Origin of the sequence: Collinsella tanakaei YIT 12063 (assembly GCF_000225705.1) — a bacterium.
Lineage (GTDB): Bacteria > Actinomycetota > Coriobacteriia > Coriobacteriales > Coriobacteriaceae > Collinsella > Collinsella tanakaei.
In genome coordinates this window covers 22,238-47,093 of record NZ_JH126471.1, presented here as the reverse complement: position 1 = coordinate 47,093, position 24,856 = coordinate 22,238, and the positions used below count along the sequence as shown (strand labels likewise).

Here is a 24,856-nt window from a genome sequence, read left to right as displayed (position 1 = left end):
GACCAGCCGGCGCGCTAGCGCGGAAGCACCGCTGAGACGCGCATCGGCATCACGCATTGAAACCGGCGGCTGTATAGGAACTTGATCAAGAAAGACCAACATGCTCCTACAACTTATCCTTATCCTATTCGGCTTCGCGCTGCTCATCGGCGGAGCGAATATGCTGGTGGCCGGATCCAGCCAGATCGCCGCGCGCATAGGCCTGCCCGACCGCGTCATCGGCCTCACCGTCGTCGCCGTGGGCACCGCCATGCCAGAGCTCGTGGTAAGCGTGGTCTCCGCCGTGGACGGCCATGCAGACATGGCGTTTGGCAACGTCGCGGGCAGCTGCATGGCAAATCTGCTGCTCATCCTCGGTATGAGCGCCATTATCACGCCGCTTGGCCTATCGCGCCGCACGCAGCGCTTCGAGATTCCGCTCAGCGTCGCCGCGGTCGGGCTGCTGATGCTTTTCTCCAATATGGGGGGATCGCTTAACGCCGTCGAGGGCGCGGTGCTGCTCGCCTGCTTTGTCGCCTTTATCGCCCATGCGGTCATCACCGGCCTTCGCGAAGGCGATTCGGGGCGCGAGGACCTCGACCCCGAACAGCAGCTCGACCCCCACGAGCTTGAAGACGAGGATGCCGATGCGGACGAACCGCGGGGCCCCTTGGTCTCGCTCGCCCTCATCCTGGTGGGCATCGCCTTCCTCAAGATCGGCGCCGACTACGTGGTCAACAACTCCGTCGACCTCGCAACCGGCCTGGGTATCAGCGAGCGCATCATCGGCATCACCGTCATCGCCCTGGGCACCTGCCTGCCCGAGCTTGTCACCAGCGTGGTCGCGGCGTTCCGCGGCAACACGGACATCGCGGTGGGCAACGTGGTGGGCTCCAATATCACCAACGTCCTCATGGTCATGGGGGTTCCAGCGCTGTTCTCCCCCATCGCCTACGACGCGAGCTACAACTTTGACTTCGCCCTGCTCGCCATCTTCTCCATCGTGCTGGTAGGCTTCGCGTTCGTGGGGACCAAGCACACCATGACGCGCCGCGAGGGCGTCGCCTTCGTCTTCCTCTACGTGGTCTACATCGTCCTCAGCATGATGATGTAGCCACCGTAGCGAATCTCCATACTTTAGGTCGAGCTAGGAAAGGCAGGGGTCCCGCGGAATTTCCGCAAGACCCCTGCCTTTCTCGTTATATAGAGGGTCCGTCGCCCGGCTTGCCGACTAGTAGTCCCTTGCGCCGGCGCTCTGCATCCACTCGTCGCGGAACTCCGCATAGCGGCCGTCGATGATTGCCTGACGGGCGCGGCGCATAAGGTCGAGCAGGAAATAGATATTATGCTGGGACAGCAAGATGCCGCCGAGCATCTCCTTTTGCGTCACCATGTGGCGAATGAGAGCACGGCTGTAACCGCCCGTGCAGACCGGGCAGGTGCACTTCTCGTCGATGGGGCCGGCATCGTGGGCGAACTTGGCGTTGCGGAAGTTAAGGCGCCCCTGGCTGGAGAACGCCGTGCCCATGCGTCCGGTTCGCGTAGGCAGCACGCAGTCGAACATGTCGACGCCCATGCCCACGGCGCGTACCAGCGTGGTGGGGTTGCCCACGCCCATGAGGTAGCGGGGCTTTTGGCGAGGCATGTGCTCGGAGACCAGCGGCTCGAGCGTCTCGAACATGGTCTCGTGGTCCTCGCCCACCGAATATCCGCCGATGCCGTAACCGGGGAAGTCGCCGCACTCCTCAAGGTGCTTCAGCGAACGCAGGCGAAGATCCAGGTGCATACCGCCCTGGACAATGCCGAATAGCGCCTGGTCGGGACGAGTATGGGCCTTATAGCAGCGCTCGGCCCACATGCTTGAGAGCTCTACCGCCCGCTCTACGTACTTGCGCGTTGCCGGGTACCCGGGGCACTGGTCGAGCTGCATGCAGATATCGCTGCCAAGCTTCTGGGCGATCGCCATGTTGTCCTCGGGCGTCCAGAAAACGTGGCTGCCATCGTAATCGGTCGCGATAAAGCGCACGCCCTCGTCCGTCAACTTGACGGCATCGTTATGGCTAAATACCTGGAATCCACCGGAATCCGTCAGAATTGGGCCGTGCCAGTTCATGAAGTTATGAAGACCGCCCAACTCATCGATCAGGTCGGCGCCGGGACGCATGGCCAGATGATACGTGTTGGCCAAAACGATCTGCGCGCCCAGACCCTTCACGGTCTCGGTAGGGATGCCCTTGACGTTGGCCTTAGTGCCCACCGGCATGAAAATGGGGGTCTCGATATCCCCGTGCGGCGTGTGGAGGATTCCCGCACGCGCATGGGTCTTGGGATCCTCGGCTACGATATCGTAGGTAAAGAGGGACTGGTCCACCTGTTCCACCTTTCCGCGATGCTCAATCCGCCGCGCTCGAACGCAGGCGCCGCATCGAATGACAGTTGTCTCGAATTCAATATTGTACGGGGATTGTCCATTGCTGGCACACGGTGTCCCCTTCGACAGGTAACATACTGACATGAAAAACACGCGCGCGGGCGATCGCCGCTCCGCACGCCAGACGGGAGCAAGCTCATGGACGAAACGCAGAAAGGTAACGAAACGACCGAGCAGACCTCTTTTGATGTGGAGGCCGCGCCGGTCGAGGCTGCCGAGACGCCCTATACAAACGATACCGACTTCGAATCCGCGCCCCTGGGCGCCTTGGACGACAACCAAGAGACAACCGAAGACGCCGATACCAACGCGCGGGAAACCTGCGCCGCAGGCTACGATGCGGACGAGGAGCAGACGGCGGGCGACATCGACGCCGTTCCCGCAGGCGCCGCCGACCCGCAGGACGCCGATACCGAACCGGAAAGCGCGCAGGCACCCCTTATGCCCGCTTTCCTCACCCGCGAGGAATACGAGCAGGTGGGCGATGACCCCGACCCCCTTCCCGAGGGATTCGAGGTTATCGACGGCGGCATGAGCGACGACCCCCTTATCGAGATCGCCAGCTATGCCCCCCAGCAGCATGTGCACGCACCCGGCGCCATGCCCGGCGCCGCGCCCGCGCCGCAGACAGCGCCCTATGGCGCCCCCGCGCGGGCGCAGCCTCCGCTTTCGCCCGACGCGCCGAACGCGCAAGGTGCGCCGGAGCAGGCGCAGAAGGACCCTCAGACGCCCGAGGCCAACGGCCCCGGCGCGGCGCAGGCGGTAGGCGCCTTCATCACCGAGGGCGTTGGCGCCGTGCGCCAGGTCAGCGCCGCCAAGCGCGCCCACGCCAGCGCACGCGAGGAACTCGAGCAACTTGAGCAAACCATTCTGGAGCAGCAAGACGAGCTCGCCCATCGCCGCGATATCGAAGAGCGCTACAGCCAGATCATCGAGGAAGAGTCCGCTCGCCAGAACCAGGCAATCCTCAACATCGCGCAAGCCAAGGCCGCACAGGATTCCATTCGCGCGGCCGTCGACGCGCTCAAAGAGAAACTTGCCGCCGTCCGCGAGGCAGACGCCCAGACCGAAAAGCGCCTCAAGGCCGCCGTCGATGCGGCCGAGGGGAAAGAGGCCTCGTCCCGCGAATCCGGAACGCGCCTGCAGCGGCGCCTCGACGATGCCAAGAAATCACTTGAGAAGGCCGAGACCGAACGAGAGGTGGCGATCGACACCGCCCAGCGAGCGATCGATACCGCGGCGGCGCGACTCGCCACGTTGAGGGAGGAGTTTGCCGAGGTGCAGCGCAACCCGTCGGCGAACTCGGCCGCCTACTCCGTCCGCTCCAACGAGCTGCAACTTGAGATTTCCGACGCCGCCGAGGAACTGCGCCAGGCGCAGCACGCCCTACCCGTAATCACCGAGGAAGTGGAGCGCAACCTGGCAACCGCTCGCGCGATGGTGGAGGAGGCTAAAAAGCCCATCGATGCGGCCAAGCGAGCCCACCGCGAAGTCACCAACGAAGCGGACGAGGCGCGCGACGCCCTCGACACCGCCAATAACGCCGCCGCCGAACGCCAGCGCGAACTGCGCGACCAGATCGCCGCGCAAGAAAAGGCAATCAAGGAGCAGGACCGCCTAATCGCCGGAGAGCAGGCGGAAGCGGATGATGCGCAGGCGGTCATGGACGAAGCGAACGACATCCACGCCCATCCCGAGATCACCGAAGCGCTCGAAGCGGACCTGGAGCGCAACCGTGCCGAGCGCGCGGAACAGGCAAGCGAGGTGCAGGAGCTCGCGGATGCCGAGCGCGACGTGCGCCAGCGCACCCATGATTCGCGCGTCCGCTTCATGGGCGCCATCGGCATCGGCGCTGCCATCGTGCTCGCCCTCATCGTCCTAGCCTGGTTCATATTCGGTTAACCCACATCCATCTAGCGCCTTTACGCTACCATGCAGTTATCGCCCGACGCGCTTTGCGGCTTCCGTCATCCGCGCGTCGGGCCCTTTTGTTCTCGATATATAAGGAGTCACTCCGTGCTTTCAGAAAGAATGCTCACCGGCGTCATCAAGACCATGACCAAGCACGAACTCGCCATGGAACCCACCACAGAGACCCACCTGCCCGGGCCCAAGCCCAACATGAAGTACATGCTTTACATGCATATCCCCTTCTGCCAGCGTCTCTGCCCGTACTGCAGCTTCAACCGCTACCCCTTCCGCGAGGAGATCGCACGGCCGTATTTCGCCAACCTGCGCCGCGAGATGCTTATGCTCAAGGACCTTGGCTACGATTTCGAGAGCATCTACTGCGGAGGCGGCACGCCCACCATCATGATCGACGAGCTGTGCGAGACGCTCGATCTAGCTCGCGACCTGTTCTCGATCAAAGAGGTCAGCAGCGAGACCAACCCCAACCACCTCACCCTGCCCTACCTGGAAAAACTCAAGGGGCGCGTGCAGCGCCTGTCCGTTGGAGTCCAAAGCTTTGACGACAGCCTGCTGCGCCAGATGGACCGCTACGAGAAATACGGCAGCGGAGCGGAGATATTCGAGCGCATAGGCGTCGCCGCCCCCTATTTCGACATCCTGAACGTCGACATGATCTTCAACTTTCCCTCGCAAACCGAGGAGGTCCTGCGTCGCGACATCGAGCTCATCAAGGAGTGCGGTTGCCAGCAGACCACGTTCTCGCCCCTCTACTTCTCGCGCGCGACCACGCGCAAGATGCTGGACACGCTGGGCGACCCCAACTACACGCGCGAATACGAGTACTACAAGCTGCTTGACCATGAGCTCGCAGGAGGAAGCGACCCCGCCTTCGAGCGCCGCACCGTATGGACCTTCAACCGCAAGGGCATGGACCTCCACGCGTGCGGCGAGGTTCCGGTGGACGAGTTCGGCGTCTCCTACGAGGAATACCCCGCCATTGGATCGGGATCCGTCACGCACCTTGACGGCACCATTTACGTCAACACGTTCAGCATCCGCGAATACAACGAGGCGATCGAGAGCGGGCGCATGTCCTTGATGGGCAAGACCAAGATGGGCAAGCGCGACCTTATGCGCTACCGCTTTATGCAAGAGCTCTACGCTCTCAGGCTGGATAAGAACCGCTTCAAGCGAGACTTTGGCGTGAGCGTGGAGCGCGGGCTTCCCGTCGAGATGGCGTTCATGCGCGCAAACGGCGCCTTTGCCACCGACGATGCCGACGAGCTCACCCTCACTACCAAGGGCCGCTACTACACCTTGGTCATGCAGCGTCAGTTCCTCAGCGGCCTCAACGAGCTGCGCGACCAGGCGCGCGCCGCCCTCACCGGTCCCGAGCACGACCTGCTCTTTGGCGACGGCACCCAGAAGTAGGATGGCCGGGGGCGCGACAACACCCATTTGAAACCGCAAAAAGGACCCTTTCCACGGGCCTCGGCCATGGAAAGGCGTCCTTTTATCGTGTCTCGTCAAATTGCATGACCGCCGGCTTAAGACGTCGGCGTCTTGCGCGAGGAGCCGTGCGGCTACTCGATGAACATCGCGTCGCCGAAACTGAAGAAGCGATACCGCTCCTCGACGGCGGCCTGGTAGGCGGCCATGATCTGGTCGCGAGTGGCAAACGCGGAGACCAGCATCATCAGCGTGGAGCGCGGCACGTGGAAGTTGGTGATCATGGCGTCGACCACATGGAAGGTGGAGCCGGGCATGAGGTAGAGGTTGGTGGTGGCGTTCTCGCGCGCGACGATATCCCCGCGACCGCTCACGGCGGCGGAATCGGGGGCATCCTCAAAGCGGCGAGCGACGACCGCCGGGTCCGCCGCGGGGGCATCCGCCTCCCAGGCGCTTTCGAGCGAGCGAACGGCGGTGGTGCCCACGGCGATCACGCGGTGGCCGGCGGCTTTAGCGGCTCGCACCGCATCAACCGCCTCTGCCGGCACATGATATCGCTCGGTATGCATGACATGCTGGGTGGGGTCGTCCTCCTCAACCAAACGGAAGGTGTCGATGCCCACCTCCAGCTCCACGGTCACGAACTTCACGCCCTTTTCCTCGATGCGCTCGATCAGCTCGGGGGTAAAGTGCAGGCCTGCGGTGGGGGCCGCAGCGGAATGCTCCTCCTTCATGGCGTAGACCGTCTGATACTTCTCGGGATCGCCCTCGTATTGGGTGATATAGGGTGGCAGGGGCACATGGCCGGCAGCGTGAATCGCCTCGTCCAGGGTGCGCGGGACGCCAGCGGCATTCTCGCCGCACGGCTCGAAGCGAACCAAACGGCCGCCTCGGCTATCGTCCACAAAATCCTCGACCGTGGCGCGGAGCACCACCGGTGAATTCTGCGGAGCATGGGCGCCGCCCGCACGATATTCAACCACGGCGCCGGGCTTTAGGCGCTTGCCCGGGTTCACCAGGCATTCCCACACATGCCCCATGGGATCGACGTCCTCGCGACGACGCAGCAGCAGCGTCTCGGCAGCGCCGCCCGTGGGCTTGCGCCCTATCAAGCGGGCGGGCATGACGCGAGTCTGGTTTGCCACCAGCACGTCGCCGGGCTCAAGATAATCGATGATGTCGCGAAAAACCTTATGCTCCACAGAGCCGTCCTCACGATGGAGCACCAGCATGCGACACATGTCGCGGGGTTCTGCCGGAGCCTGGGCGATCAGCTCGTCGGGAAGGTCGTAATCAAAGTCATCGGTGCGCATGCGCGCCCTCCATCTCTCAATCGCTTTGGCGGCGCTTGGGCACCGCCGACGGCGTCTTATGATAGCGCCCTCAAACACGCGGGTACAGGCCTGCGAAAACGCTTACAGCAATCAATCATCGTCCGAGCGGGGCCGCGCGGGCGCAAGGCAAGCGGGAACGCTATCCCTTACGGGCGCGGCGCTCGTCGCGCAAACGCGCGCGGTCCAGCGCCGCCTCAGCGGCGGAGAACCGGCAGCCGCAGTAGTTCTGCCTATACATCCCCAGCTCGCGGGAGCGGCGCGTAGCTTCTGGATACCAAGGACGAAAATCCCTGATAACAGGCGTCAAGCCGTGCGATAGGCACAGCTGCTCGAGCACGCTGTTGCACGTGTCGAACAGCTGGTAGGGCGAGACCGCCAGCGTGGTGCCCACATGCTGAAAACCCCGCTCGACGGCGACGTCGCACGCGCGGGCTAGGCGCATGGCGTAGCAGGCTCGGCAGCGGCGCTCGCGATCCCGCGCGCCTATGGGGGCGACGCCGCGCTCCCACCGCTCGAAATCCTCGTCCGCCTCTATAAGCTCGATACCCGTGGCGGCGCACCAGCGGCGCAGCTCGCCCAAGCGGCGATCGTGCTCGTCCATAGGCTGGATGTTGGGGTTGGTCCAGCAGATATGGGGATCGAAGCCCTCCTCCAAAAGCAGGCGCACCGGCTCGAGCGAGCACGGGGCGCAGCAAGCGTGCAGCAGCAATGGAATACTCTTCGCCACGTCTACTCCCTGTCATCCAGATCGTCGCCGCCCGAGCGCTCGCCGCACGCGCCCTCGTCATCCCGGCCCTCGCCGTAGAAGCTCGCACCAAAGGAGGTGTCCTCGCAATGGGTGATAAGAGGGTTGCGCCGAATGATGTCGACGTACGCGATATCGCCCGCGCAGCCGCATAGGTGCACCGTCGCCACAACGATGGTCCACAGCGGCCAGCGCAGCGCGATGCCCAAAACGATGAGCGCTGCCGTGACCGCAATCGCCGGCGCCAGCGCGATGACCAGGTACTGGCGGCGCGTATAGACCACGCCCTCGGCGCACGCATAGATCATGCCCGCCCGCCAATTGGCCCCAAACGTCACATGCGAGCCCGCGGGAGCGAACAGCTTGAACAGCACCCCGTGGACCAGCTCGTGCACCGGTAGCGGCAGCAGGCAGCCCGCGACAAGCGCCAGCAGCCATGCGGCGCAGCGCGCGGGCGAGCCGCCCTCGCCCAACCCGGGGATCATCCACTCGAACTCGAACGCGGGGGAATGACGGATGAAGATGAGCGAGTACGCAAGCCAAGCGAGCGCCGCCAAGACCCCGGCGACCAGCGCGCTAAACGAGATACGAAGCATTTTCTCGTGGAACGCGCCGTCTTCAAAGGTGTATATGTCATCAATCTTCTTCATACGACCAAGCATACCAACTTGCCCCCGCGCATATGAGATAATGTTGGGTTACGTACAACAAACCAACCAATCGCCCACAGCCCCGCGCAGGCGGGACGCGGGCGATGAGCGTTCTTGCAAAGGAGCCGTTCATGGCACATGAACTTAGCCGCGACCAGCGACCCAGCTGGCCGCGCCGCGCCATCGTCACCGCCGGCATGCCCTACGGCAACAAGGGCCTTCACTTTGGCCACGTGGGCGGCGTCTTTGTCCCCGCGGATTTCTATGCCCGCTTCCTGCGCGACCGCCTGGGCCGAGAGAACGTCATCTTCGTCTCCGGCACGGACTGCTACGGCTCCCCCATCATGGAGGGCTTCCGCAAGCGTCGCGAGGCAGACGGCTACAAAAAGCATATCTCGGACTACGTGCGCGAGAACCACGATAGCCAGGAAACCGACCTGGCGAGCTTTGGCGTGTCCTGCGACCTGTACGCCGGCAGCGCCCTTGAACCCGCCGTGCACATCCACGAGCGCGTGACCAGCGAGATCATTCGCCGCCTTCATGAAAAGGGCGCCCTTGAGAAGCGCTCCACCAAGCAGTTCTACGATCCAAAGGCGGGCCAGTTCCTCAACGGCCGCCAGGTACTGGGCCACTGCCCCATCCAGGGCTGCAAGTCCGAGAAGGCATATGCGGACGAATGCGACCTGGGCCATCAGTTTGAGCCGGAAGAGCTCATCGCCCCCAAGAGCGCGCTTACCGGCGAGACGCCCGAGCTGGTGCCCGTCGACAACCTCTACTTCGATCTGCCGGCGTACCTCGACTACCTGAAGGACTACACCAAGCAGATCGAGGCCGACCCCACCGTGCGCTCCGTGGTCTCCAAGACCATGGAGGAGTGGCTCAACCCCGCGCAGCTCTATATCCAAAACAAGTTCCGCGAAGCGTTCGACGCCATCGAAGGCGAGCTCCCCGCGCACACCGTCATCGAGCCGGAGGGCAACAAGAGCTCCTTTACCGTGGCGTTCCCCAGCTGGCGCGAGCGCGACGAGGCTCACGAGGTGCTGAACCGCGGCGGCGTGCGCTTCCGCTCCGGCAAGGCGCTGGTGCCCTTCCGTATCACCGGCAACGTCGAGTGGGGCGTGCCCGTTCCCAACGATTGCGGCTGCACCGACCTCACCTGCTGGGTATGGCCGGAAAGCCTGTGGGCACCCATCAGCTTTAGCCGCACCGTCCTGGCGCGCGATGCCGCCAAGCTCGAGGCCGCGGGCGTCGACCCCGCCACGCTGCCCGCGTCCGCGCTGTCCGACGCCCAGCTTATGGACGAGGTTCCTCCCATGATTATGGACGAACCCGCCTATACGCACTCCACCCTTGACTGGCGCGACTGGTGGGCCAGCGAGGACGCCCGCGTCTACCAGTTCATCGGCCAGGACAACATCTACTTCTACTGCGTGGCGCAGTCCGGCATGTGGAAGGCGCTTGATTGGAACATGCAGCAATCCTGCGTGGCCGCCAACTACCACATCCTGTACATGGGCAAAAAAGCGAGCTCCAGCTCCCAGACTCCCCCGCCGCTGGCACACGAGATGCTTGAGCATTACACGCCCGAGCAGCTGCGCTCCCACTGGCTGTCCCTTGGTCTGGGCGAAAAGCCCGTCAGCTTTTCTCCAAAGGCCTTCGACACCCGCGAGACCGGCAAGGACAAAGATGGCAACCCCATTCTTGCTCGCGATGACAAGCGCGTGATCGATCCTGCCTTGAAGGAGGGCGCCCTGCTCACCGGCGTTTTCAACCGCCTGGCCCGTTCCTGCTTCTACGGCGTGGCGCAAAAGGATGGCGACGAGGCCGCCTATCGCACCGGATGCATTCCGGCCGGCGCCCCCGGCGCAGAGGTGCTCGCGGAAACCGAGCAGGCGATCCTGGCGTTTGAGCAGGCCATGTACACATTCGAGTTCCACCACGCCCAGCTTGTCTGCGACGAGCTGCTGCGCGCAGCCAACAAGCGCTGGAGCGACGCGAGCAAGGCGGCTAAGAACCAAGGCGACGACGACGCGATGGCCCAGGCGCTCATCGACGCCTTCCACCAGCTACGCGCCGTTACCGTCCTTATGCACGGCATCGTGCCGGCGGGCTGCGACCTTATCTGCGAGCACTTCGCCATCGACCCCAAGGTCTTCTTCTCCTGGGACAACATCTTTATGACCTGCGACGAGCTCTTCGCGCTTTTGGACGAGGAACCCGGTAGCCACCGCATCAAGGAGCTGCCACCCCGCTTCGACTTCTTCCAGAAGCACGAGAGCCAGTACTAGAACGTTTCACCCTTACGCCTGCAAGCCGAGGAAGCCCATCTTGAAAGGATCGAATCGCATGGAGATCATCGTCCGCAAAACCACGCACGACGACGTGCTCGCCGCCGAGGCCGTGCTGGACGACGGGCGCCGCGCGCTCGCCCAGATGGACATTCCCCAGTGGCAGGGCGAATATCCCAACCGCATCGACGTCGAGGACGATATCGAGCACGGACGCGGCTACGTGGCGGTGGACGATGAGGGGGCCGTGCTGGGCACCCTCGCCTTCACCATGGATGGCGAGCCCACCTACGACGTTATCGACGGCGCCTGGCTCACCCAATCGACAAGCGGCGCAGCGACGTACGCCACCATCCACCGCTGCGCCGTCTCCGCCGCGGCCGCGCGCAGGGGCGTTATGAGCGCCCTGTTCGACGCCGTCGAGACCATGGCGCGCGAGCAGGGCGCCGCGAGCGTGCGCATCGACACGCACCGCGCAAACGTCCGCATGCGCGGCCTCGCGTGCAAACGGGGCTATACCGAGTGCGGCGTCATCACCCTGCCCTACGAGCACGAAGCCGACCCAACGCGCATCGCCTACGAGAAAGTGCTGTCCTAACCATGGCGCGGCCCGGCATCCAAAAGCACCTCGACATCGCCCGCCTCTTGCGCTGCCCGCATTGCGGCGAGCCCATGCGCGCCCGCCAGACCGACGTTGCGTGCGCCCAGGGGCACTCCTACCCCGTGGCGGCAAAGGGGTACCTTACCTTGCTGGACCGCGTACCCGCCCTTAAGGGATATGACCGCGCGTTCTTTGAAGCCAGGCAACGCATATTCCAGGCCGGGCACTACCGCGATCTTATGGACCAGGTTTGCCTGCAGGTCCGCCGCGCGCTCGACAACGTTGACGGCGCGGGCACGGTGGTTGACGCAGGCTGCGGCGAAGGCGCCTACACCAAAGCCGTCCAAGCAGCCTGCCACTCGCTCACCATAGGCCTTGACCTTGCAAAAGACGGAATACAATGCGCGGCTCGAGGCGGAGGCGAAGAGCGTTGGATTGTAGCGGACCTAGCCTCCATCCCCTTGGCAGACCACGCGGTAGACGTCATAGTCAACGTCTTCACACCCGCCAACTACGCCGAATTCTCGCGCGTGCTCAAACCGGGCGGCTGGCTGATCAAGGTGGTTCCCGCCGCCAATCACATGCGCGAGCTGCGAGAACTCGTCCAAGAACACCTTGCCCGCAAAACGTTTGACGACCACGGCGTGGCAGAGCACATGGAGCGATCGTTTGGGCTGGCAGAGCGCATCCGCGTGACGCAGACCACCCCGGTGGCGCCCCTTGAAGCGACCGACCTTATCAAGATGAGCCCCGTCGCCTTCAATATTGACGAGGACAGCCTGGACGCAAGCGCCCTTGACAGCATCACCGTCGACGCCGAGATACTTATCGCGCGGACATAGACAAGACCCATGGCATCGACGAAGCAACGGCTCTTATACCTGGTCCGCCACGGCGAGACCCAATCGAACGCTCGCGGCGTTTTGCAGGGCGCGCTCGACTCGCCGCTCACGCGGCGCGGGCGTCAGCAGGCGCTCGATGTCGCGGCGGCCCTGCGCGCACGCAACGTGCTGCCCGCGCTGATGCTCTCCTCACCGCAGGGTCGCGCCCAAACCACGCTGGAAATCATCCGCGAAGCGCTCCCCGCTCTCAAGGGCGTGCCCGCGCGCATAGAACCCTGCCTGGCAGAGATGAACTATGGAACATGCCAGGGCGTCCCGCTGGCATCGCTTCCCTTCGACCCCTGGACGCCAAAAGACGGCGCTGCCCGCTTTGGTGGCGAGACGGGGCGGGAAGTGCAGCTCCGCGCGCTGGGAGGGCTCCTTGGCGTTATGGACAAGGCGTCGGGAAACGTGCTCGCCGTGTCGCACGGCACCGTCATGAGCCACCTGCTCGAAGCGCTCGAGCCAGGCGGCGAGGCGCCCCTCGCCATCGAGAACGGGTGCATCCTCGTTCTCTCCTACAGCCAAACCGACCGCAGCCTCGCCCTTATTGAATCGGTTGCGGCACCGCGCCGGTAAGCTGCAGGCACACCTGCTCAAAGTCGCGGGCATCCTCGGGTTCCAGCGGACGCTCGATCACCACGGGAACCGCGCCCGCCTCAAGCGCCGCCTCGATCTTATCGTCCTGGCCCCCGACGGCGCCGGATTCTTTGGTGACAAGCCACGCCGCCCCAATCTGGCGCAGCATGGCTATGTTGAATTCACGCGAAAACGGGCCCTGCATCGCGATGATGTGGGAACGCGGCACCCCTAGGGCGCGCACCTGGGCGATCACCTCTTCATCGGGCAGAACGCGCGGGTACAGGCGCTCCACCAACCCATCGCGGCCCGCAAACGCCGCGAGCTCCTTGCTGCCGGTCGCCAACAGCACGGCCCCCTCACCGGACGCCACAACGTCCGCCGCTGCGGCCACGTCGGCGACGTAGCGCGCCCCCTTATGCTTTGGGGCCGCCGGACGCGCCAAGCGAACATACCCCACGCCGGCCCTCTCCGCGGCCTCGCGAACAGACGCATGCGCCTGCCGGGCAAACGGATGCGTCGCATCCACCGCGCACGAGCAGCCCGCAAGGGCATGGGTCATCTGGCCGGCATCAAGACGACCCTCGCGAACGCTCACGTGCGGAAGACCGGAGATAAGCGAGGCACCGTACGAGGTGGCGACAAACGCTATGGTGCCAACACCGCACGCTGAAAGATGCTCCACCAGACGGCGGCCCTCCGTGGTTCCCGCAAACACCGCCACGCGCCCCGGATAGGACATGCCGCCTTCCGATATATCGTCCACGTTCCCCTCCCGTCGCTACGATTCGTCTCGCGTAAGTTGGTAGAGCAGCGCGTTCACAATGGCTGCGGCCACGGTGGAACCGCCCTTGCGACCACGCGCCACGATCGCCGGCACGCTGCGAGCAAGGACCTCCTCCTTCGCCTCGACCACGTTTACAAAACCCACCGGCACGCCGATCACCAAGTCGGGCGAGATGCGACCCTCATCCATAAGCTCGCAAAGCCTCAGCAGGGCCGTGGGGGCGTTGCCGACCGCGATGATAAGCGGACCGGCGATGCCGCACGCCTTGTCCATGCTTGCGAAAGCGCGCGTGGTCCCCTGCTCGCGCGCCCGCTCCGCTACATCCTCGTCCGCCATATAGCAGGCGCACGTGCATCCCAAAGCCGCCAGCGCGGGGCGGCTAATGCCGGAACGCGCCATGTTGGTGTCCGTAAGAATGGTGGCGCCGCGGCGCAGGGCGTCCCACGCGCGCTCGACAGCGCCCTTGGTAAAGACCAGGCTGTCGGCAAAAGAGAAGTCCGCCGTGGTATGGATCACCCGCTTGATGATGGGCGCCTGGAGAGGATCGAGCTCTCGATCGCCAAGCTCGCGCGCTATGATCTCAAAACTCGCCCGCTCGATATCATACGGTTGCGTGTGGAGCTGTGCCATCTTCATGTGTCTCCTTGCCTATTCGGCGCGGCGCGCACGGGCGCCAAGCCTTCAAACCTTCTATGCCTCTATAGACGAGGACCGGCTGTTCCCAGTTCTCGCATTACGCCCCGCGTTCGATGACGCCCATAACGGCATCCATGTCCAACGCGGCGCGAACCACATCCGCCAGCTTGTCAAACTGAGCGTCGCGGTAGGCCTCGCCGCCAACGATGTCGAAACCGGAGGGGTCGAGCGCGCGGGCGCGCAGCAGGGCGTCTGCCACGGCGCGCACCGCATCGGGAGAATCGAACAGCCCGTGCAGATAGGTGCCCATCACGTCGCCCCGCGACGCGCCGTTCACGCGCTCGCCACCGCCGCCCGCAAGCTCCGTGGTGCCCGCATGGATCTCATATCCGTGAACGGCCAAGCCGTCCATGCAAGAAAAGAAGCCGTCGGGAACACTCATCACCGTATGCGCGCGCTCCAGCGTCTTAGCGGGCTCGAACACGGTGCGGACCGGCAGCAGCCCCAAACCCCGCGCGGAGGCGGGGGCTCCCTCGATGCCGTCAGGATCGCGCAGCTCCTCGCCCAGCATCTGGAATCCGCCGCATACACCCAAAACGGGCGTAGAGGCTCGGGCAAGCTGCAACAGGCAGTCCGCGATACCGCTTCGCCGCAGCCAGGCAAGGTCGGCCAACGTGCTTTTGGTTCCGGGCAGCACCACCAGATCGGGGCGGCCCAAATCGCGGGCGCGCTCCACGTAGCGAACGCCCACGGCCCCATGGCGGGCGAGTGGATCGAAGTCCGTGAAGTTCGACAGGTGCGGCAAGCGGACGACCGCCACATCGATGGGGCGCGAGGCGCTTCTCGCCAAGAGCCGCGGGGACAAGGAGTCCTCATCATCGATGTCGAGCCGCGCGTAGGGAACGACGCCCAGCACGGGCGCGCCGCACAGCTCTTCAAGCGGGGCCAAGCCGGGCCGCAAAATGGAGACGTCGCCGCGGAACTTATTGATGATCAGGCCGCGGATGCGCCGGCGATCCTCTTGGGGGACAAGAGCGACCGTACCGGCCAGCTGGGCGAAGACGCCGCCCGGATCGATATCGCCCACCAAAAGCACCGGGGAATCGACCATCCTGGCCATGCCCATGTTGACGATGTCGTCGCGCTGCAGGTTGATCTCTGCCGGAGAGCCCGCCCCTTCGATCAGGACGATGTCGTGCGTCCGGGCGAGACGACGGTAGGCCGCCTCGACCTGCGGGGCGAGCCCGCGGCGGTACGCGAAGTAATCGCGGGCGGACATGGTTCCCCGAGAAAGCCCGTCCACGATCACCTGGCTCCCCCGCGGGCCCTCGGGCTTGAGCAGGATGGGGTTCATGTCGCTCACGGGGTCGAGCGCCGCCGCCTGCGCCTGCATCGCCTGCGCCCGGCCCATCTCGCGGCCGTCCGCCGTGACAAAGCTGTTGAGCGCCATGTTCTGGCTTTTAAAGGGCGCGACGGAGTATCCGTCTTGGACAAGGACCCGGGCGAGGCCCGCTACCAGCAGGCTCTTGCCCACGTTGGACATGGTCCCTTGGATCATCAATGGTTTAGCCGTCATCGCGGCCCCCTTCTTCCACAGCCAAGCCGGTCGCGCGATAAACGGCGTCAAGAAGGGCGTCCGACTCCGCCCGCCCGCGAACGCACGCGCGCACCCATGACGAGTCGAGCCCGGTGTAGTTGGAGCAGTCTCGCACGATCACGCCCGCACGAGCCAGGACATCGGCCGCATCCGGCATGGGCGCGTCGCCGCGCATCAAGCGAAAGAGCACGTAGTTCGCCTCGCCCGGGACCACGCGGCAACCAGCGGCCGCCAACAGGGCCATCATGCGGGGGCGCTCGATATCGATAAGCTCGCGCGTGCGCGCGACAAACCCACGGTCCGACAAAGCCGCGACGCCCGCCGCCTGGGCAGGCGTGGAGACCGGCCACGGGGGACCCGCCAGATACGCCCTGCGCACCAGGTCCTCATCAGATGAAAGCAGGTAGCCCAGGCGCAGGCCGGCCATGCCGTGCAGCTTGGTAAACGCATGCAGCACCACCACGTGCGGGACCGCGGCGACCCGCGCGTCGAGCGTATCGCCGCAAGACGCGGTGAATCCCAGGAAGCACTCGTCCACCACCAGGCGCGCGCCCACCGCAGCGCAGCGGTCGACCAGTTTGTCGAGGACCTGCGGGGCCACCGTGCGGCCGGTGGGATTATTGGGGTTGCAGACAAACACCATGTCGATGCCGGGCGCCACCGCGTCCACAAACGAGCAGTCCAAATCGAAATCGCGCTTCTCGCTCAGGGCAGCCTCCTCCACGCTAGCGCCGGCGGCGCGGGCGGCGGCGGCATATTCGGAAAACGTGGGAGCGGCGACCAAGACGCGTCGCGGGGCCTCGGCCAGACAAAGGCGCCAGATTAGGTCCGCGGCGCCGTTGCCGCACAAGACCCAGCCGGGGTCGGCGCCCGTTTGCTTGGCGATCGCGAACACGAGGCGGCGACAGCGCGGATCGGGATAGCGATCGGACGCCTCGACGGCATCGCGCGCGGCCCTTGCCGCCGCGGGCGACATGCCCAGCGGATTGGTGTTCGCGGATAAGTCGAGCACCGCCTCGCCCCAACGCTCCCGCTGGGTCCAGATGTCGCCGCCGTGACCATACGGCAGCCCAGCAGCATCGGACATGTCTCCTCCCATCGTTTACGAAAACCTCGCCCAAGCCCCATGGCCTAGCGAGCAGCCAAGCAGATCGCGAGGCGGATGACGGCAGCCGCCGCCAACGCCAGCATCGACGCCGCATACATAAGGCGGCAGGTGCGCGCGACGTCCCCTGGCTCAATTTGCCTGGTGGCGTCACCCACGTAGGGTTTTTGGACGAGAACCCCGCCGTAGACGCCCGGACCGTTAAGGCGAACCCCCAGCGCGCCGGCGACGGCGGACTCGGGGTGCCCGGCATTAGGGCTTAGGTGCGAGGCGTGGTCGCGGCGCCACGCTCTGGCGGCGCCGGAGGCGCTAAGGCCCGCCAACGGAGCGGTGGCGACCATGCACAACGCCGTGACGCGCGCAGGAATCCAGTTGGCGGCATCGTCCAACCGCGCGGACGCGCGGCCGAAATCGATATAGCGAGGGTTCTTATACCCCACCATGCTATCCAGCGTATTCACGGCCTTGTAGGCGGCGGCGAGCGGCGCGCCCCCTATCATCATGTAGAGCAGCGGCGCGATCACGCCGTCGCTCGCGTTTTCCGCCACGGTCTCAACCGATGCGCGGATGCACCCGGCGGCATCGAGCGAGGAGGCGTCGCGCCCCACGATCATCCCAACGGCGCGCCTGGCGGCGCCAACGCCCCCCGTGGCGAGCGCACGGGCCACGGCCAAGGACTGGCGCCGCAACTCGCAGGCGGCGAGCAGCTGATAGCACAGGTACACCTCCGCCGCGAAGCGCGCGACGGGCGAGATGGCGCCGAGCAAGGCGAGGGCCGCCCACACGAGGCAGAAGGACGTCGCGGGCAGGCAGGCTGCGAGCACGCGGCCCGCACGGCGGCGCCCGGCGGGACTATCGGGAAACGCGGTGCGCAGGCGCGGTTCCGCCCATGAGATCGCCCTGCCCATAGCGACCACGGGATGCGGTAGCCAGCGGGGGTCGCCAAAGACGGCGTCCAGCGCAAAGGCGAGCGCTGTAACTACAACCAGGTACACGGAACCTCCTCACCGGGCGCGGCGAGCACGCGAAAGCGGTCTTCATCCCACTCGAGCAGCCATCTGCCCGCGGGAGGAGCCTCGACGGAGAAATACGGAATCCGGGGGCGCGCAAGTTCGCTCAGGACGGCGCGGGCGCATCCACCGTGGGCGACGATCGCCGCGCAGGCAGATCCGCGCGCGGCCTCTTCTTCCAGAATTGCGAGCACCTCAGCAACCACGCGGCGCGTGAACCCCGCTTTGTCCTCGCCGCCGGGACACGCCCCCTCGCAACCGGAATCAACCCAACGGCGATAGGCTCCGTCATGCTCCATATCCGCAAAACCGCGCCCCTCGAACGCGCCGAAGTGCATCTCCCGCAGATTGCGGCGCAGGACCAAGGGAGCGTCGGGATAGATGAGGCGGGCGGTCTCGACGCAGCGGCGCATATCGCTGGCGAACACGCGTTGAGGAGCAAGGCTGGCCCGCGGGGACAAGGACAACGCGGCGCGAGTCGCCGCGATATCGAGCGGGCAATCCGTTCCGGCGCCCTCGTAGCGATGCGCGGCCGTTCCCTCGGTGGGGCCGTGGCGCCACAGCTCGACGATCATAGCTCTCCCTTGATCACCTGGGGGCACCCGCAAACCAAGCGGACCACCGTATCGGCCCTGAGCGCAAGCTCGCACGAGAGCCTGCCGGCGCGCTCCCGCCACGCCCGCTCATCCGGATCGATTGGAACCACGCCGCACCCCACCTGGTCCACCATGACCACGGAGCGCCCGGCGAGGGCATCGGCCAGGCGGGTCAGGTCGGTCGCGGGATCGCGCACAAGCTCCTGGGCGCGCGCGACCGCCGAGCCCTGACCCAAAACCGCATCGTCGACCGCATCCGCCAAAACGCCCAGACGCCCCCGCGCGAAGGTCCTCTTTCCGGAGCCAACCGCTCCCACCAGCAAGATCACCGCATTCCCCCCAAAATCAAAACGGCGAGCATCGCGAGCTCGCACCATTGCAAAAACCATCCGGCCGTATCCCCGGTCACCCCGCCGAACTCGCGCAACGCGAAGCGGTGGTACCAGGCCAGCACCGCGGCCGCCGCGGCGATGGCGAAAGGACCGCTTGCAGCCGGAGCCAGCGCCACCAGCGCGACCCCGGACAGCACCGCCTGGCCCGCCAGTGCGCGAAAGGTCGGACGAGGAGGATTATCGTCCTCCCCCGCCATCGCGCGCGCCATGCCGTCCTGGCGCGCCTTGGGCCAACGCAGCACCGCTAAACCCGAGAGACAGCGCGAAAACGCAAGGGCCGCGGGCAGGGCTATGGACGTGCGCACCAGCTGCATCGGGCCCGCGCCGGCCGCAAGCGAGTAGAACAGCAACAGGTAGCACGCCAACGCCATGACGCCAAACGCGCCGGCGCGCGGATCCTTGAGAATCTGCAGCTTGCGGTCGCGATCGGCGTGCGAGCACGCCGCATCGGCCACATCGCACAGACCGTCCAGGTGGATGCCGCCGTTCACCAAAACGGGCAGGCACGTGAAGACGGCGGCGGCTATGGGCGCGGGCAGGCAAAGCCAGCTCGCGGCCAAGGTCCAGGCGAGCATGGCGAGGCCCTCCACCACGCCCACCAAGGGAAACCCCGCAAGCGCCGCGCCGCCGCGCCAGTCAACAGCATCTAGGAGCCGGGCGGGTACGCGAATGCGGGAAAACGTCGCAAACGCGGCGATTACGGCGTCCTTAGCGTTCACGAGCGCGCCCCTTTCCAGATAACCTCGTCCCCTTTAACCCAAACGGGTATTCCGCACACAACTTCGACTACGCAATCCGCATCGCCGGCAAGACGGGCGTTGATGCAGCCGAGCGCCCTTTGCCAGGCACGCGTCTGTCCATCATAGCCAACGCCGTCCGACGAGACGTCGCACGTAACGGCCACCACGCGCCCGCAGGCAGAGCGCACGCGCTCAACCCCCGCGACGACGCGGTCGCAAACGGCGCCCACGCGCTCCGCGCCGGCATCCGGGCTCGAGGGCGCGAACAACTCGTTGGCGACTAGGTTGCCGATATCGTCGATAAGCGCCGCGGCATATGTTCCCACATCGGCTTGGGCAAGGTCGCGCGGGCATTCGAGCGTAACGAACCCGGCGCCCTCGCGCTGCGAACGATGGCGCTCGATGCGCGCGGCGGCCTCCTCGCCAAAGGGCTCCATGGTGGCGACGTAGAGCGCGGGCGCGCCGCATGCAGCGGAGCACGCCTCCGCAAACGCGCTCTTACCGCTAGCCGCGCCACCTATTACCAGCATGAACATTCGCTACTCCAGCACCTTGTACGCATCCATCCCGCTCTGCTCGAACGTGATGCACCCCCGATAGACCTCGACGGCGGCATCCAGCAGCGGAAGCACCGCCATCGCCCCCGTGCCCTCGCCCAGATGCATGCCCGCGGCTATGGGGGCGCGCAATCCCAGCTGGTCGAGCAAGACCCGGGCGGCCGGCTCTTGCGACACATGGCTCGCCAGCATGTAGCCGGCCGCCTGCGGGCAAAGCCGCTGCGCGCACAGGGCGGCAACGCAGCTGATGACGCCATCGAGCACCACGGGGACCCCGCATGAAGCCGCACCCAGGTAGAACCCGCACATCGCGGCGATGTCGCAACCTCCCACCGCGGCGATGGCGCCCACCACGTCGCGCGCGCAGGGATCGTTGACCTCCAGCGAACGCGCGACCGCAAGGCGCTTGCGCTCAAGACCGGCGGCGTCGAGGCCGGCGCCTCGGCCCACCGCCTCATCGGGCGCGATCCCGGCAAGGACGCAGGCGAGCGCCGCCGTGGTGGTGGTGTTGCCGATGCCCATCTCGCCCGCCGCAAGCAGGCGCGCGCCCGCCGCCGCGCACGAGGACGCCGCGATATAGCCCTCGCGCACCGCGAGCAGCACCTGGGCGCGCGTGAGCGCGGGGCCCCGGGTGATGTCGCGCGTGCCCCTTACCGCGGCGCGCCCGCGCAGGCGCCCGTCGCGCACACGGGTCGCCATCCCCACGTCGACGGGAATGACCGGGGCATGAGCGCAGGCGGCCATGCGGCAAGAGCTGGTCGAGAGCGCGAGCAGGTTGTTTGCGACGATCGCCGTCACCTCTTGGCCGCTCTGGGAGACCCCTTGCGCCACCACGCCGTTGTCGGCCAAAAAAACCACCAGGCAGCGCGCCGAGATATCGACGTCCCGAGTCCCCAGGGCCGCGGCGAGACGCTGCACGTCCTCCTGCAGCAGCCCCAGCCCGCCCAGGGGCATGGCGGCGGCATCGAAGCGGGCGCGGGCGGCGCGGGCGCACTCCTCGTCCGGCGCCGCTACGCCGGCAACCAGGCCCTGCAACCAGGCATCATCAGCAGCCGTGCTCGCAAGTCGCGCGCGAAGCCCGTCCTCGGCACGCGCGTAATCCGCCTCGAAGCGGCACTGGTCAAGGTGTCCTCGCAAGCCATCGGTCACGCGGCATCGCCCCCGCTCTCTTTAAATCGGCGCATCGCGCGGACCAGCGAGCGGGCCGCATCGATGTTGGAAGGATAATACACGTGCGGAAAGCCCGCAGCCATGGTCGCCCCGTAGCTCATGCAGGGCCAGGAGCGGTCGCGTCCCGGTTTGGACGCGCGGCAATCGCCCGCCTCGGCGTTCGCCTGCCACCGGTGAAACTCGTGCCCCCGCAGCGTCAAGGCTTTGTCGCCGTACAGGCCGCCCGACGGGCACTCCAGCTCGATGTAGCCGAACCTGCCGCGAGACGGCTGCCGGGACGACCCTCCGGGCAGGGCGCCCACCATGGGCCAGCACGCGCCCCCTTTGTCCGCGATCCACTCGTTCAGATACAGGTATCCGCCGCACTCGGCCACCACGGGCATGCCCGAGAGCACCGCGCGCGCCACCGCATCGCGCATGGGGGCGTTCGCGGACAGGCGCTCCGCGTGGAGCTCTGGGTAGCCGCCGCCCAGCATGAGGCCGCATGCGCCCGCCGGCAGCGCCCGGTCGCGCAGGGGGCTGAACTCGACCACCTCGATGCCCAGGTCGCGCAGCACGCGGAGGTTCTCCTCGTAATAGAAGCAAAAGGCCTCATCGAAGGCGACGGCCATGCGAAGGGGGGCGTCCAGCATGCGCTCGACGACAAAGGGCGCGACGTCCGGGCGCGGGGCGGAGCGGGCGATGTCCAGCAGCGCGCCCACGTCGACGGCGTCCTGCACGATGTCCGCCATGGCGTCCAGGCGATCCTGCAGGCCTTCCACCTCGTCGGCGCCCACCAGACCAAGATGGCGGCTTTCAAGCGAGAACGCGTCGTGCTGCGGCACAAAGCCGACCACGGGCACGCCGCATTCGCGCTCGATGGCGCCCTTAGCGTAGCGATACGCCCCCTCGCCCACGCGGGAAAGCACCACCGCGGCGACCCCCGCATCCTCGCGAAAGCGGCAGATGCCCTGGATGGTCGCCGCCAGCGTTAAAGACGCCCCGCGGGCCGGAACAACCAAAACGACGGGGGTCTGGGTGGCGCGCGCCACATGGTAGGCGCTCGCCGCATCGCTGCCCGGGGCCATGCCATCGTAGAAGCCCATGGCCCCCTCCAGCACGGCAACGTCCCGCCGCTCGGCACCGCGGGCCAGCAGCGCGCGAATCTGAGCGTCGGACGAGTAGAAACCATCGAGGTTACCCGCCGCCGCACGCGACGTGCGCGCATGGAACAGCTGGTCGATGTAGTCCGGCCCGCATTTAAACGCCGCGACCGAGAGGGACCGCCGCTGCAGGGCGCGAATGAGCGCGCACGTAAAGACGGTCTTACCCGAGCCCGAAGCGGGGGCCGACACCATCAAACGGGGCGGCAGGGAGCATACGGAGTTCGTCATGAGCGCCGCCCATGCTCGTCCGCGCCCGCGCCAGCGTCCCCAAAGGCTCCCCCATCCGCGTCCACGCAGCCGTCCTCATCGGTCATCTGCGCGGCGATCAGGAACACCGGGTTGTTCGCGCGCATAAGATGATGCGACCCGGCGACCTGAGCGCGAGCGACCGACACCTCGCACACCTCGAGGCCGCTGAAGCCGGGACCCCCCAGCAGCGCGACCGCGGACGAGAGGGTCTCCAGCGACACGCAGGGCACGCAGAGCCGCGGGCGGGCGCCGGATGCGCGCAGGACCTGGACGATATCTCCCAGCATCCCCGCGCTGCCGCCGACAAAGACGGCGTCCGGCGCCGGGCATCCCTCAAGAACCTGCGGCGCCGCGCCCTCGACAACCCGCACGTTGCGCAAGCGGAAAGCGCGGATGTTGCGGCGCGTGAGCTCGACGGCCTCGGGGTTGCGCTCGAACGCGAACACGCGGCCCGCGGGGCCGGCGACGCGGGCGAGCTCGACGGTGACCGAGCCCGTGCCCGAGCCGATGTCGTACACCACGTCGCCGCGCGCCACGCGCAGCTTGGAAAGGGCGACGGCGCGCACCTCGCGCTTGGTCATGGGAACGCGACCGCGCTCGAACGCCTCGTCGGGAATGCCCGGGGTGTCGAAAGGCCATGGGGTGCCGGCCTCGCGGGGAAACTCTATGAGCATCGAGGTGAGCGGGGCGAATCTGCGATCGAGCAGGTCCGTTGCCAGGCCGGTCTCAATCGATTCGTCCTCATACGATAGGTTTTGCGCCACGGTAACGCGCGCATCGCCCCACCCGGCGTCATCCAGGGCGCGGCAGATGCCGGACGGGCCTTGTCCGCCGGCCGTCACCACGTAGGCGGGACGCGTGGACGAGAAAAGCTCGCGATAATCGAGCTCGACGCCGTGGGCGGATAGGAAGCGCCAGTCCTGCCAGGGGCGGCCCAGGCGGGCGGCGAGCAGCGCGGCGGATCCGGGCGCGGGGTGCACCCGCACGCGGCAGCCCGCGAGCGACGGCGTGCGGCGGATATGCTCGAGCAGCGACGCGGTACCGCTGAACATGCCCGTGTCCCCGCTCATGACCACGCATGCCCGCCGCCATGTCGCGCCTTCAAGCTCTCGCGCTACGTCCGCGGCCCTCGTGGCCGAAGCGCGCGGGGCGCTCGACAGGCTCGCGCAGGCGTCGAGCAGTCGCGGGGCGCCTATAAGCAGGTCGCATTCCCCAACCAAGGTGCGGTTGGCAACCGGCATGAGGTCCAAGGCGCCCGGACCGGCGCCCACGATATCGATGCGCCTCATGAAAGCCCCCTGTATCCGCGCGGGGTCACCATGCGCCCGTCCGCCACGCGAGTGGCGGCGTTGCCGACAAAGACCGTCGTGAACATATCCGCCTCAAGCGACCCAAGCTCATCCAACGTGCATATGCCGCTCTGCTGCCCCTCGCGACCGATCATGCGCACCCAACCGCACACCGTATCGGGCCCTTTGTGCCGCAGTAAAACCTGCACGGCGCGAGCCAGGTGGCCCGAGCGCTTTTTACTGCGCGGGTTGTACAGGGCGATGCAGAAGTCGCCCCAGGCGGCCGCCTCGATGCGGCGCTCGATATCCTCCCAGGGCGTCAGCAGGTCGGAAAGGGAGATGACGGCGAAATCCTGGGCAAGCGGGGCGCCTAGCACGGCCGCGCCGCTCTGCGCCGCGGTGACTCCGCACACCACCTCGATATCCACATCCGGAAAGTCGGCGCCCAGCTCGAGCGCGGGCGAGGCCATGCCGTAGACGCCGGCGTCGCCGCTGCACACCAGGGCGACCTCGTCCCCGTCCCGAGCCAATTCGAGCGCGGCGCGGCAGCGCTCGACTTCGCGCATCATGCCGGTGCTCACGCGGCGCGCCTCCGGATATAGTCCCTCGAGCAGGTCGATGTAGGCGGAATAGCCCACGATGGCGCCGCAGCGAGACAGCGCCCGATGCGCGGCGAGCGTCATGCCCTCGCCCGCGCCCGGCCCCAGCCCTACGATATACAACATGCCCATGACC

General features: G+C 66.3%; 24 protein-coding genes. 7 read left to right on the top strand and 17 right to left on the bottom strand.

Features of this window, described 5'->3' with window-relative positions:
- Nucleotides 1–100 precede the first annotated feature (100 nt).
- Entirely contained in the window at nucleotides 101–1,093 is a 993-nt protein-coding gene (locus HMPREF9452_RS08070) for a calcium/sodium antiporter (protein WP_009141646.1), read from the top strand.
- A gap of 117 nt (nucleotides 1,094–1,210) precedes the next feature.
- Here the strand turns inward: HMPREF9452_RS08070 and tgt are convergent, their stop codons facing one another.
- Nucleotides 1,211–2,350 carry a tRNA guanosine(34) transglycosylase Tgt gene (tgt, locus tag HMPREF9452_RS08065; protein WP_009141645.1) on the bottom strand — a complete coding sequence of 380 codons (1,140 nt, stop codon included), beginning with the start codon at nucleotides 2,348–2,350 and terminating at the stop codon, nucleotides 1,211–1,213.
- A gap of 198 nt (nucleotides 2,351–2,548) precedes the next feature.
- Here tgt and HMPREF9452_RS08060 point away from each other — a divergent pair, with 198 nt between their 5' ends.
- Both HMPREF9452_RS08060 and HMPREF9452_RS08055 read left to right on the top strand, forming a co-directional pair.
- Nucleotides 2,549–4,312, top strand: a complete 1,764-nt coding sequence (locus HMPREF9452_RS08060) for a coiled-coil domain-containing protein (RefSeq protein ID WP_009141644.1) — start codon at nucleotides 2,549–2,551, stop codon at nucleotides 4,310–4,312.
- A 114-nt stretch (nucleotides 4,313–4,426) separates the two neighbouring features.
- Nucleotides 4,427–5,752 (top strand): coproporphyrinogen III oxidase family protein, encoded by a 1,326-nt coding sequence (locus HMPREF9452_RS08055; RefSeq protein ID WP_009141643.1) that lies wholly within the window; start codon nucleotides 4,427–4,429, stop codon nucleotides 5,750–5,752.
- A 152-nt stretch (nucleotides 5,753–5,904) separates the two neighbouring features.
- Here HMPREF9452_RS08055 and queA read toward each other — a convergent pair whose 3' ends face one another.
- The 3 genes from queA to HMPREF9452_RS08040 form a co-directional block, all read right to left on the bottom strand.
- The gene (gene queA, locus HMPREF9452_RS08050; protein WP_009141642.1) at nucleotides 5,905–7,083 is read right to left on the bottom strand and encodes a tRNA preQ1(34) S-adenosylmethionine ribosyltransferase-isomerase QueA; all 1,179 of its coding nucleotides are present in this window, start codon (nucleotides 7,081–7,083) and stop codon (nucleotides 5,905–5,907) included.
- Between the two features lie 160 nt (nucleotides 7,084–7,243).
- Nucleotides 7,244–7,831: an epoxyqueuosine reductase QueH gene (locus HMPREF9452_RS08045; RefSeq protein WP_009141641.1), complete on the bottom strand. Its 588-nt coding sequence runs from the start codon at nucleotides 7,829–7,831 to the stop codon at nucleotides 7,244–7,246.
- Nucleotides 7,832–7,833: 2 nt separating this feature from the next.
- Nucleotides 7,834–8,511 carry a DUF3267 domain-containing protein gene (locus tag HMPREF9452_RS08040; RefSeq protein WP_009141640.1) on the bottom strand — a complete coding sequence of 226 codons (678 nt, stop codon included), beginning with the start codon at nucleotides 8,509–8,511 and terminating at the stop codon, nucleotides 7,834–7,836.
- 119 nt (nucleotides 8,512–8,630) lie between these two features.
- Here HMPREF9452_RS08040 and HMPREF9452_RS08035 point away from each other — a divergent pair, with 119 nt between their 5' ends.
- Genes HMPREF9452_RS08035 through HMPREF9452_RS08020 form a run of 4 tightly spaced genes read left to right on the top strand, consistent with a single transcriptional unit; the run spans nucleotide 8,631 to nucleotide 12,848 of the window.
- On the top strand, nucleotides 8,631–10,787 hold the full coding sequence (locus tag HMPREF9452_RS08035; RefSeq protein ID WP_040362754.1) for a methionine--tRNA ligase: 2,157 nt from the start codon (nucleotides 8,631–8,633) through the stop codon (nucleotides 10,785–10,787).
- A gap of 58 nt (nucleotides 10,788–10,845) precedes the next feature.
- Nucleotides 10,846–11,385, top strand: a complete 540-nt coding sequence (locus HMPREF9452_RS08030) for a GNAT family N-acetyltransferase (protein ID WP_009141638.1) — start codon at nucleotides 10,846–10,848, stop codon at nucleotides 11,383–11,385.
- Nucleotides 11,386–11,387: 2 nt separating this feature from the next.
- Nucleotides 11,388–12,230 carry a methyltransferase domain-containing protein gene (locus HMPREF9452_RS08025; RefSeq protein ID WP_009141637.1) on the top strand — a complete coding sequence of 281 codons (843 nt, stop codon included), beginning with the start codon at nucleotides 11,388–11,390 and terminating at the stop codon, nucleotides 12,228–12,230.
- Nucleotides 12,231–12,239: 9 nt separating this feature from the next.
- The gene (locus tag HMPREF9452_RS08020; protein ID WP_009141636.1) at nucleotides 12,240–12,848 is read left to right on the top strand and encodes a histidine phosphatase family protein; all 609 of its coding nucleotides are present in this window, start codon (nucleotides 12,240–12,242) and stop codon (nucleotides 12,846–12,848) included.
- Here the strand turns inward: HMPREF9452_RS08020 and cobK are convergent.
- The 13 genes from cobK to cobJ form a co-directional block, all read right to left on the bottom strand.
- Nucleotides 12,817–13,614: a precorrin-6A reductase gene (gene cobK, locus HMPREF9452_RS08015; RefSeq protein ID WP_009141635.1), complete on the bottom strand. Its 798-nt coding sequence runs from the start codon at nucleotides 13,612–13,614 to the stop codon at nucleotides 12,817–12,819. The genes HMPREF9452_RS08020 and cobK overlap by 32 nt on opposite strands.
- Nucleotides 13,615–13,629: 15 nt before the next feature.
- Nucleotides 13,630–14,271 carry a precorrin-8X methylmutase gene (locus HMPREF9452_RS08010; protein WP_232205042.1) on the bottom strand — a complete coding sequence of 214 codons (642 nt, stop codon included), beginning with the start codon at nucleotides 14,269–14,271 and terminating at the stop codon, nucleotides 13,630–13,632.
- A 97-nt stretch (nucleotides 14,272–14,368) separates the two neighbouring features.
- The gene (locus HMPREF9452_RS08005; RefSeq protein ID WP_009141633.1) at nucleotides 14,369–15,847 is read right to left on the bottom strand and encodes a cobyric acid synthase; all 1,479 of its coding nucleotides are present in this window, start codon (nucleotides 15,845–15,847) and stop codon (nucleotides 14,369–14,371) included.
- On the bottom strand, nucleotides 15,837–16,955 hold the full coding sequence (locus HMPREF9452_RS08000; protein ID WP_009141632.1) for a pyridoxal phosphate-dependent aminotransferase: 1,119 nt from the start codon (nucleotides 16,953–16,955) through the stop codon (nucleotides 15,837–15,839). Before HMPREF9452_RS08000 ends, HMPREF9452_RS08005 begins: the two co-directional genes overlap by 11 nt.
- Before the next feature lie 44 nt (nucleotides 16,956–16,999).
- Complete coding sequence (gene cbiB, locus HMPREF9452_RS07995) at nucleotides 17,000–17,968, bottom strand: adenosylcobinamide-phosphate synthase CbiB (RefSeq protein WP_009141631.1); 969 nt, start codon at nucleotides 17,966–17,968, stop codon at nucleotides 17,000–17,002.
- Nucleotides 17,953–18,558, bottom strand: a complete 606-nt coding sequence (locus HMPREF9452_RS07990) for a histidine phosphatase family protein (RefSeq protein WP_009141630.1) — start codon at nucleotides 18,556–18,558, stop codon at nucleotides 17,953–17,955. Before HMPREF9452_RS07990 ends, cbiB begins: the two co-directional genes overlap by 16 nt.
- A complete protein-coding gene (locus HMPREF9452_RS07985; protein ID WP_009141629.1) occupies nucleotides 18,555–18,908 on the bottom strand; it encodes a bifunctional adenosylcobinamide kinase/adenosylcobinamide-phosphate guanylyltransferase in 354 nt (117 codons plus the stop codon). The genes HMPREF9452_RS07990 and HMPREF9452_RS07985 overlap by 4 nt, the downstream gene beginning before the upstream one ends.
- On the bottom strand, nucleotides 18,905–19,690 hold the full coding sequence (locus HMPREF9452_RS07980; RefSeq protein WP_009141628.1) for an adenosylcobinamide-GDP ribazoletransferase: 786 nt from the start codon (nucleotides 19,688–19,690) through the stop codon (nucleotides 18,905–18,907). Before HMPREF9452_RS07980 ends, HMPREF9452_RS07985 begins: the two co-directional genes overlap by 4 nt.
- Nucleotides 19,687–20,247 carry a bifunctional adenosylcobinamide kinase/adenosylcobinamide-phosphate guanylyltransferase gene (locus HMPREF9452_RS07975; protein ID WP_009141627.1) on the bottom strand — a complete coding sequence of 187 codons (561 nt, stop codon included), beginning with the start codon at nucleotides 20,245–20,247 and terminating at the stop codon, nucleotides 19,687–19,689. Before HMPREF9452_RS07975 ends, HMPREF9452_RS07980 begins: the two co-directional genes overlap by 4 nt.
- Before the next feature lie 3 nt (nucleotides 20,248–20,250).
- The gene (locus HMPREF9452_RS07970) at nucleotides 20,251–21,417 is read right to left on the bottom strand and encodes a nicotinate-nucleotide--dimethylbenzimidazole phosphoribosyltransferase (protein ID WP_009141626.1); all 1,167 of its coding nucleotides are present in this window, start codon (nucleotides 21,415–21,417) and stop codon (nucleotides 20,251–20,253) included.
- On the bottom strand, nucleotides 21,414–22,811 hold the full coding sequence (locus HMPREF9452_RS07965) for a cobyrinate a,c-diamide synthase (protein ID WP_009141625.1): 1,398 nt from the start codon (nucleotides 22,809–22,811) through the stop codon (nucleotides 21,414–21,416). Before HMPREF9452_RS07965 ends, HMPREF9452_RS07970 begins: the two co-directional genes overlap by 4 nt.
- Nucleotides 22,808–24,121 carry a precorrin-6Y C5,15-methyltransferase (decarboxylating) subunit CbiT gene (cbiT, locus tag HMPREF9452_RS07960; RefSeq protein ID WP_009141624.1) on the bottom strand — a complete coding sequence of 438 codons (1,314 nt, stop codon included), beginning with the start codon at nucleotides 24,119–24,121 and terminating at the stop codon, nucleotides 22,808–22,810. The genes HMPREF9452_RS07965 and cbiT overlap by 4 nt, the downstream gene beginning before the upstream one ends.
- A complete protein-coding gene (cobJ, locus tag HMPREF9452_RS07955; RefSeq protein WP_040362752.1) occupies nucleotides 24,118–24,852 on the bottom strand; it encodes a precorrin-3B C(17)-methyltransferase in 735 nt (244 codons plus the stop codon). Before cobJ ends, cbiT begins: the two co-directional genes overlap by 4 nt.
- Nucleotides 24,853–24,856: the final 4 nt, after the last annotated feature.

Bases quoted from the DNA above. Each gene is read 5' to 3' on its own strand.
- HMPREF9452_RS08070 (WP_009141646.1), top strand. From the start codon at position 101: ATGCTCCTACAACTTATCCTTATCCTATTCGGCTTCGCGCTGCTCATC.
- HMPREF9452_RS08060 (WP_009141644.1), top strand. From the start codon at position 2,549: ATGGACGAAACGCAGAAAGGTAACGAAACGACCGAGCAGACCTCTTTT.
- queA (WP_009141642.1), bottom strand. From the start codon at position 7,083: ATGCGCACCGATGACTTTGATTACGACCTTCCCGACGAGCTGATCGCC.
- HMPREF9452_RS08040 (WP_009141640.1), bottom strand. From the start codon at position 8,511: ATGCTTGGTCGTATGAAGAAGATTGATGACATATACACCTTTGAAGAC.
- HMPREF9452_RS08035 (WP_040362754.1), top strand. From the start codon at position 8,631: ATGGCACATGAACTTAGCCGCGACCAGCGACCCAGCTGGCCGCGCCGC.
- HMPREF9452_RS08030 (WP_009141638.1), top strand. From the start codon at position 10,846: ATGGAGATCATCGTCCGCAAAACCACGCACGACGACGTGCTCGCCGCC.
- HMPREF9452_RS08025 (WP_009141637.1), top strand. From the start codon at position 11,388: ATGGCGCGGCCCGGCATCCAAAAGCACCTCGACATCGCCCGCCTCTTG.
- HMPREF9452_RS08020 (WP_009141636.1), top strand. From the start codon at position 12,240: ATGGCATCGACGAAGCAACGGCTCTTATACCTGGTCCGCCACGGCGAG.
- HMPREF9452_RS08010 (WP_232205042.1), bottom strand. From the start codon at position 14,271: ATGAAGATGGCACAGCTCCACACGCAACCGTATGATATCGAGCGGGCG.
- HMPREF9452_RS08005 (WP_009141633.1), bottom strand. From the start codon at position 15,847: ATGACGGCTAAACCATTGATGATCCAAGGGACCATGTCCAACGTGGGC.
- HMPREF9452_RS08000 (WP_009141632.1), bottom strand. From the start codon at position 16,955: ATGTCCGATGCTGCTGGGCTGCCGTATGGTCACGGCGGCGACATCTGG.
- HMPREF9452_RS07990 (WP_009141630.1), bottom strand. From the start codon at position 18,558: ATGATCGTCGAGCTGTGGCGCCACGGCCCCACCGAGGGAACGGCCGCG.
- HMPREF9452_RS07975 (WP_009141627.1), bottom strand. From the start codon at position 20,247: ATGTTCATGCTGGTAATAGGTGGCGCGGCTAGCGGTAAGAGCGCGTTT.
- HMPREF9452_RS07965 (WP_009141625.1), bottom strand. From the start codon at position 22,811: ATGACGAACTCCGTATGCTCCCTGCCGCCCCGTTTGATGGTGTCGGCC.
- cbiT (WP_009141624.1), bottom strand. From the start codon at position 24,121: ATGAGGCGCATCGATATCGTGGGCGCCGGTCCGGGCGCCTTGGACCTC.
- cobJ (WP_040362752.1), bottom strand. From the start codon at position 24,852: ATGGGCATGTTGTATATCGTAGGGCTGGGGCCGGGCGCGGGCGAGGGC.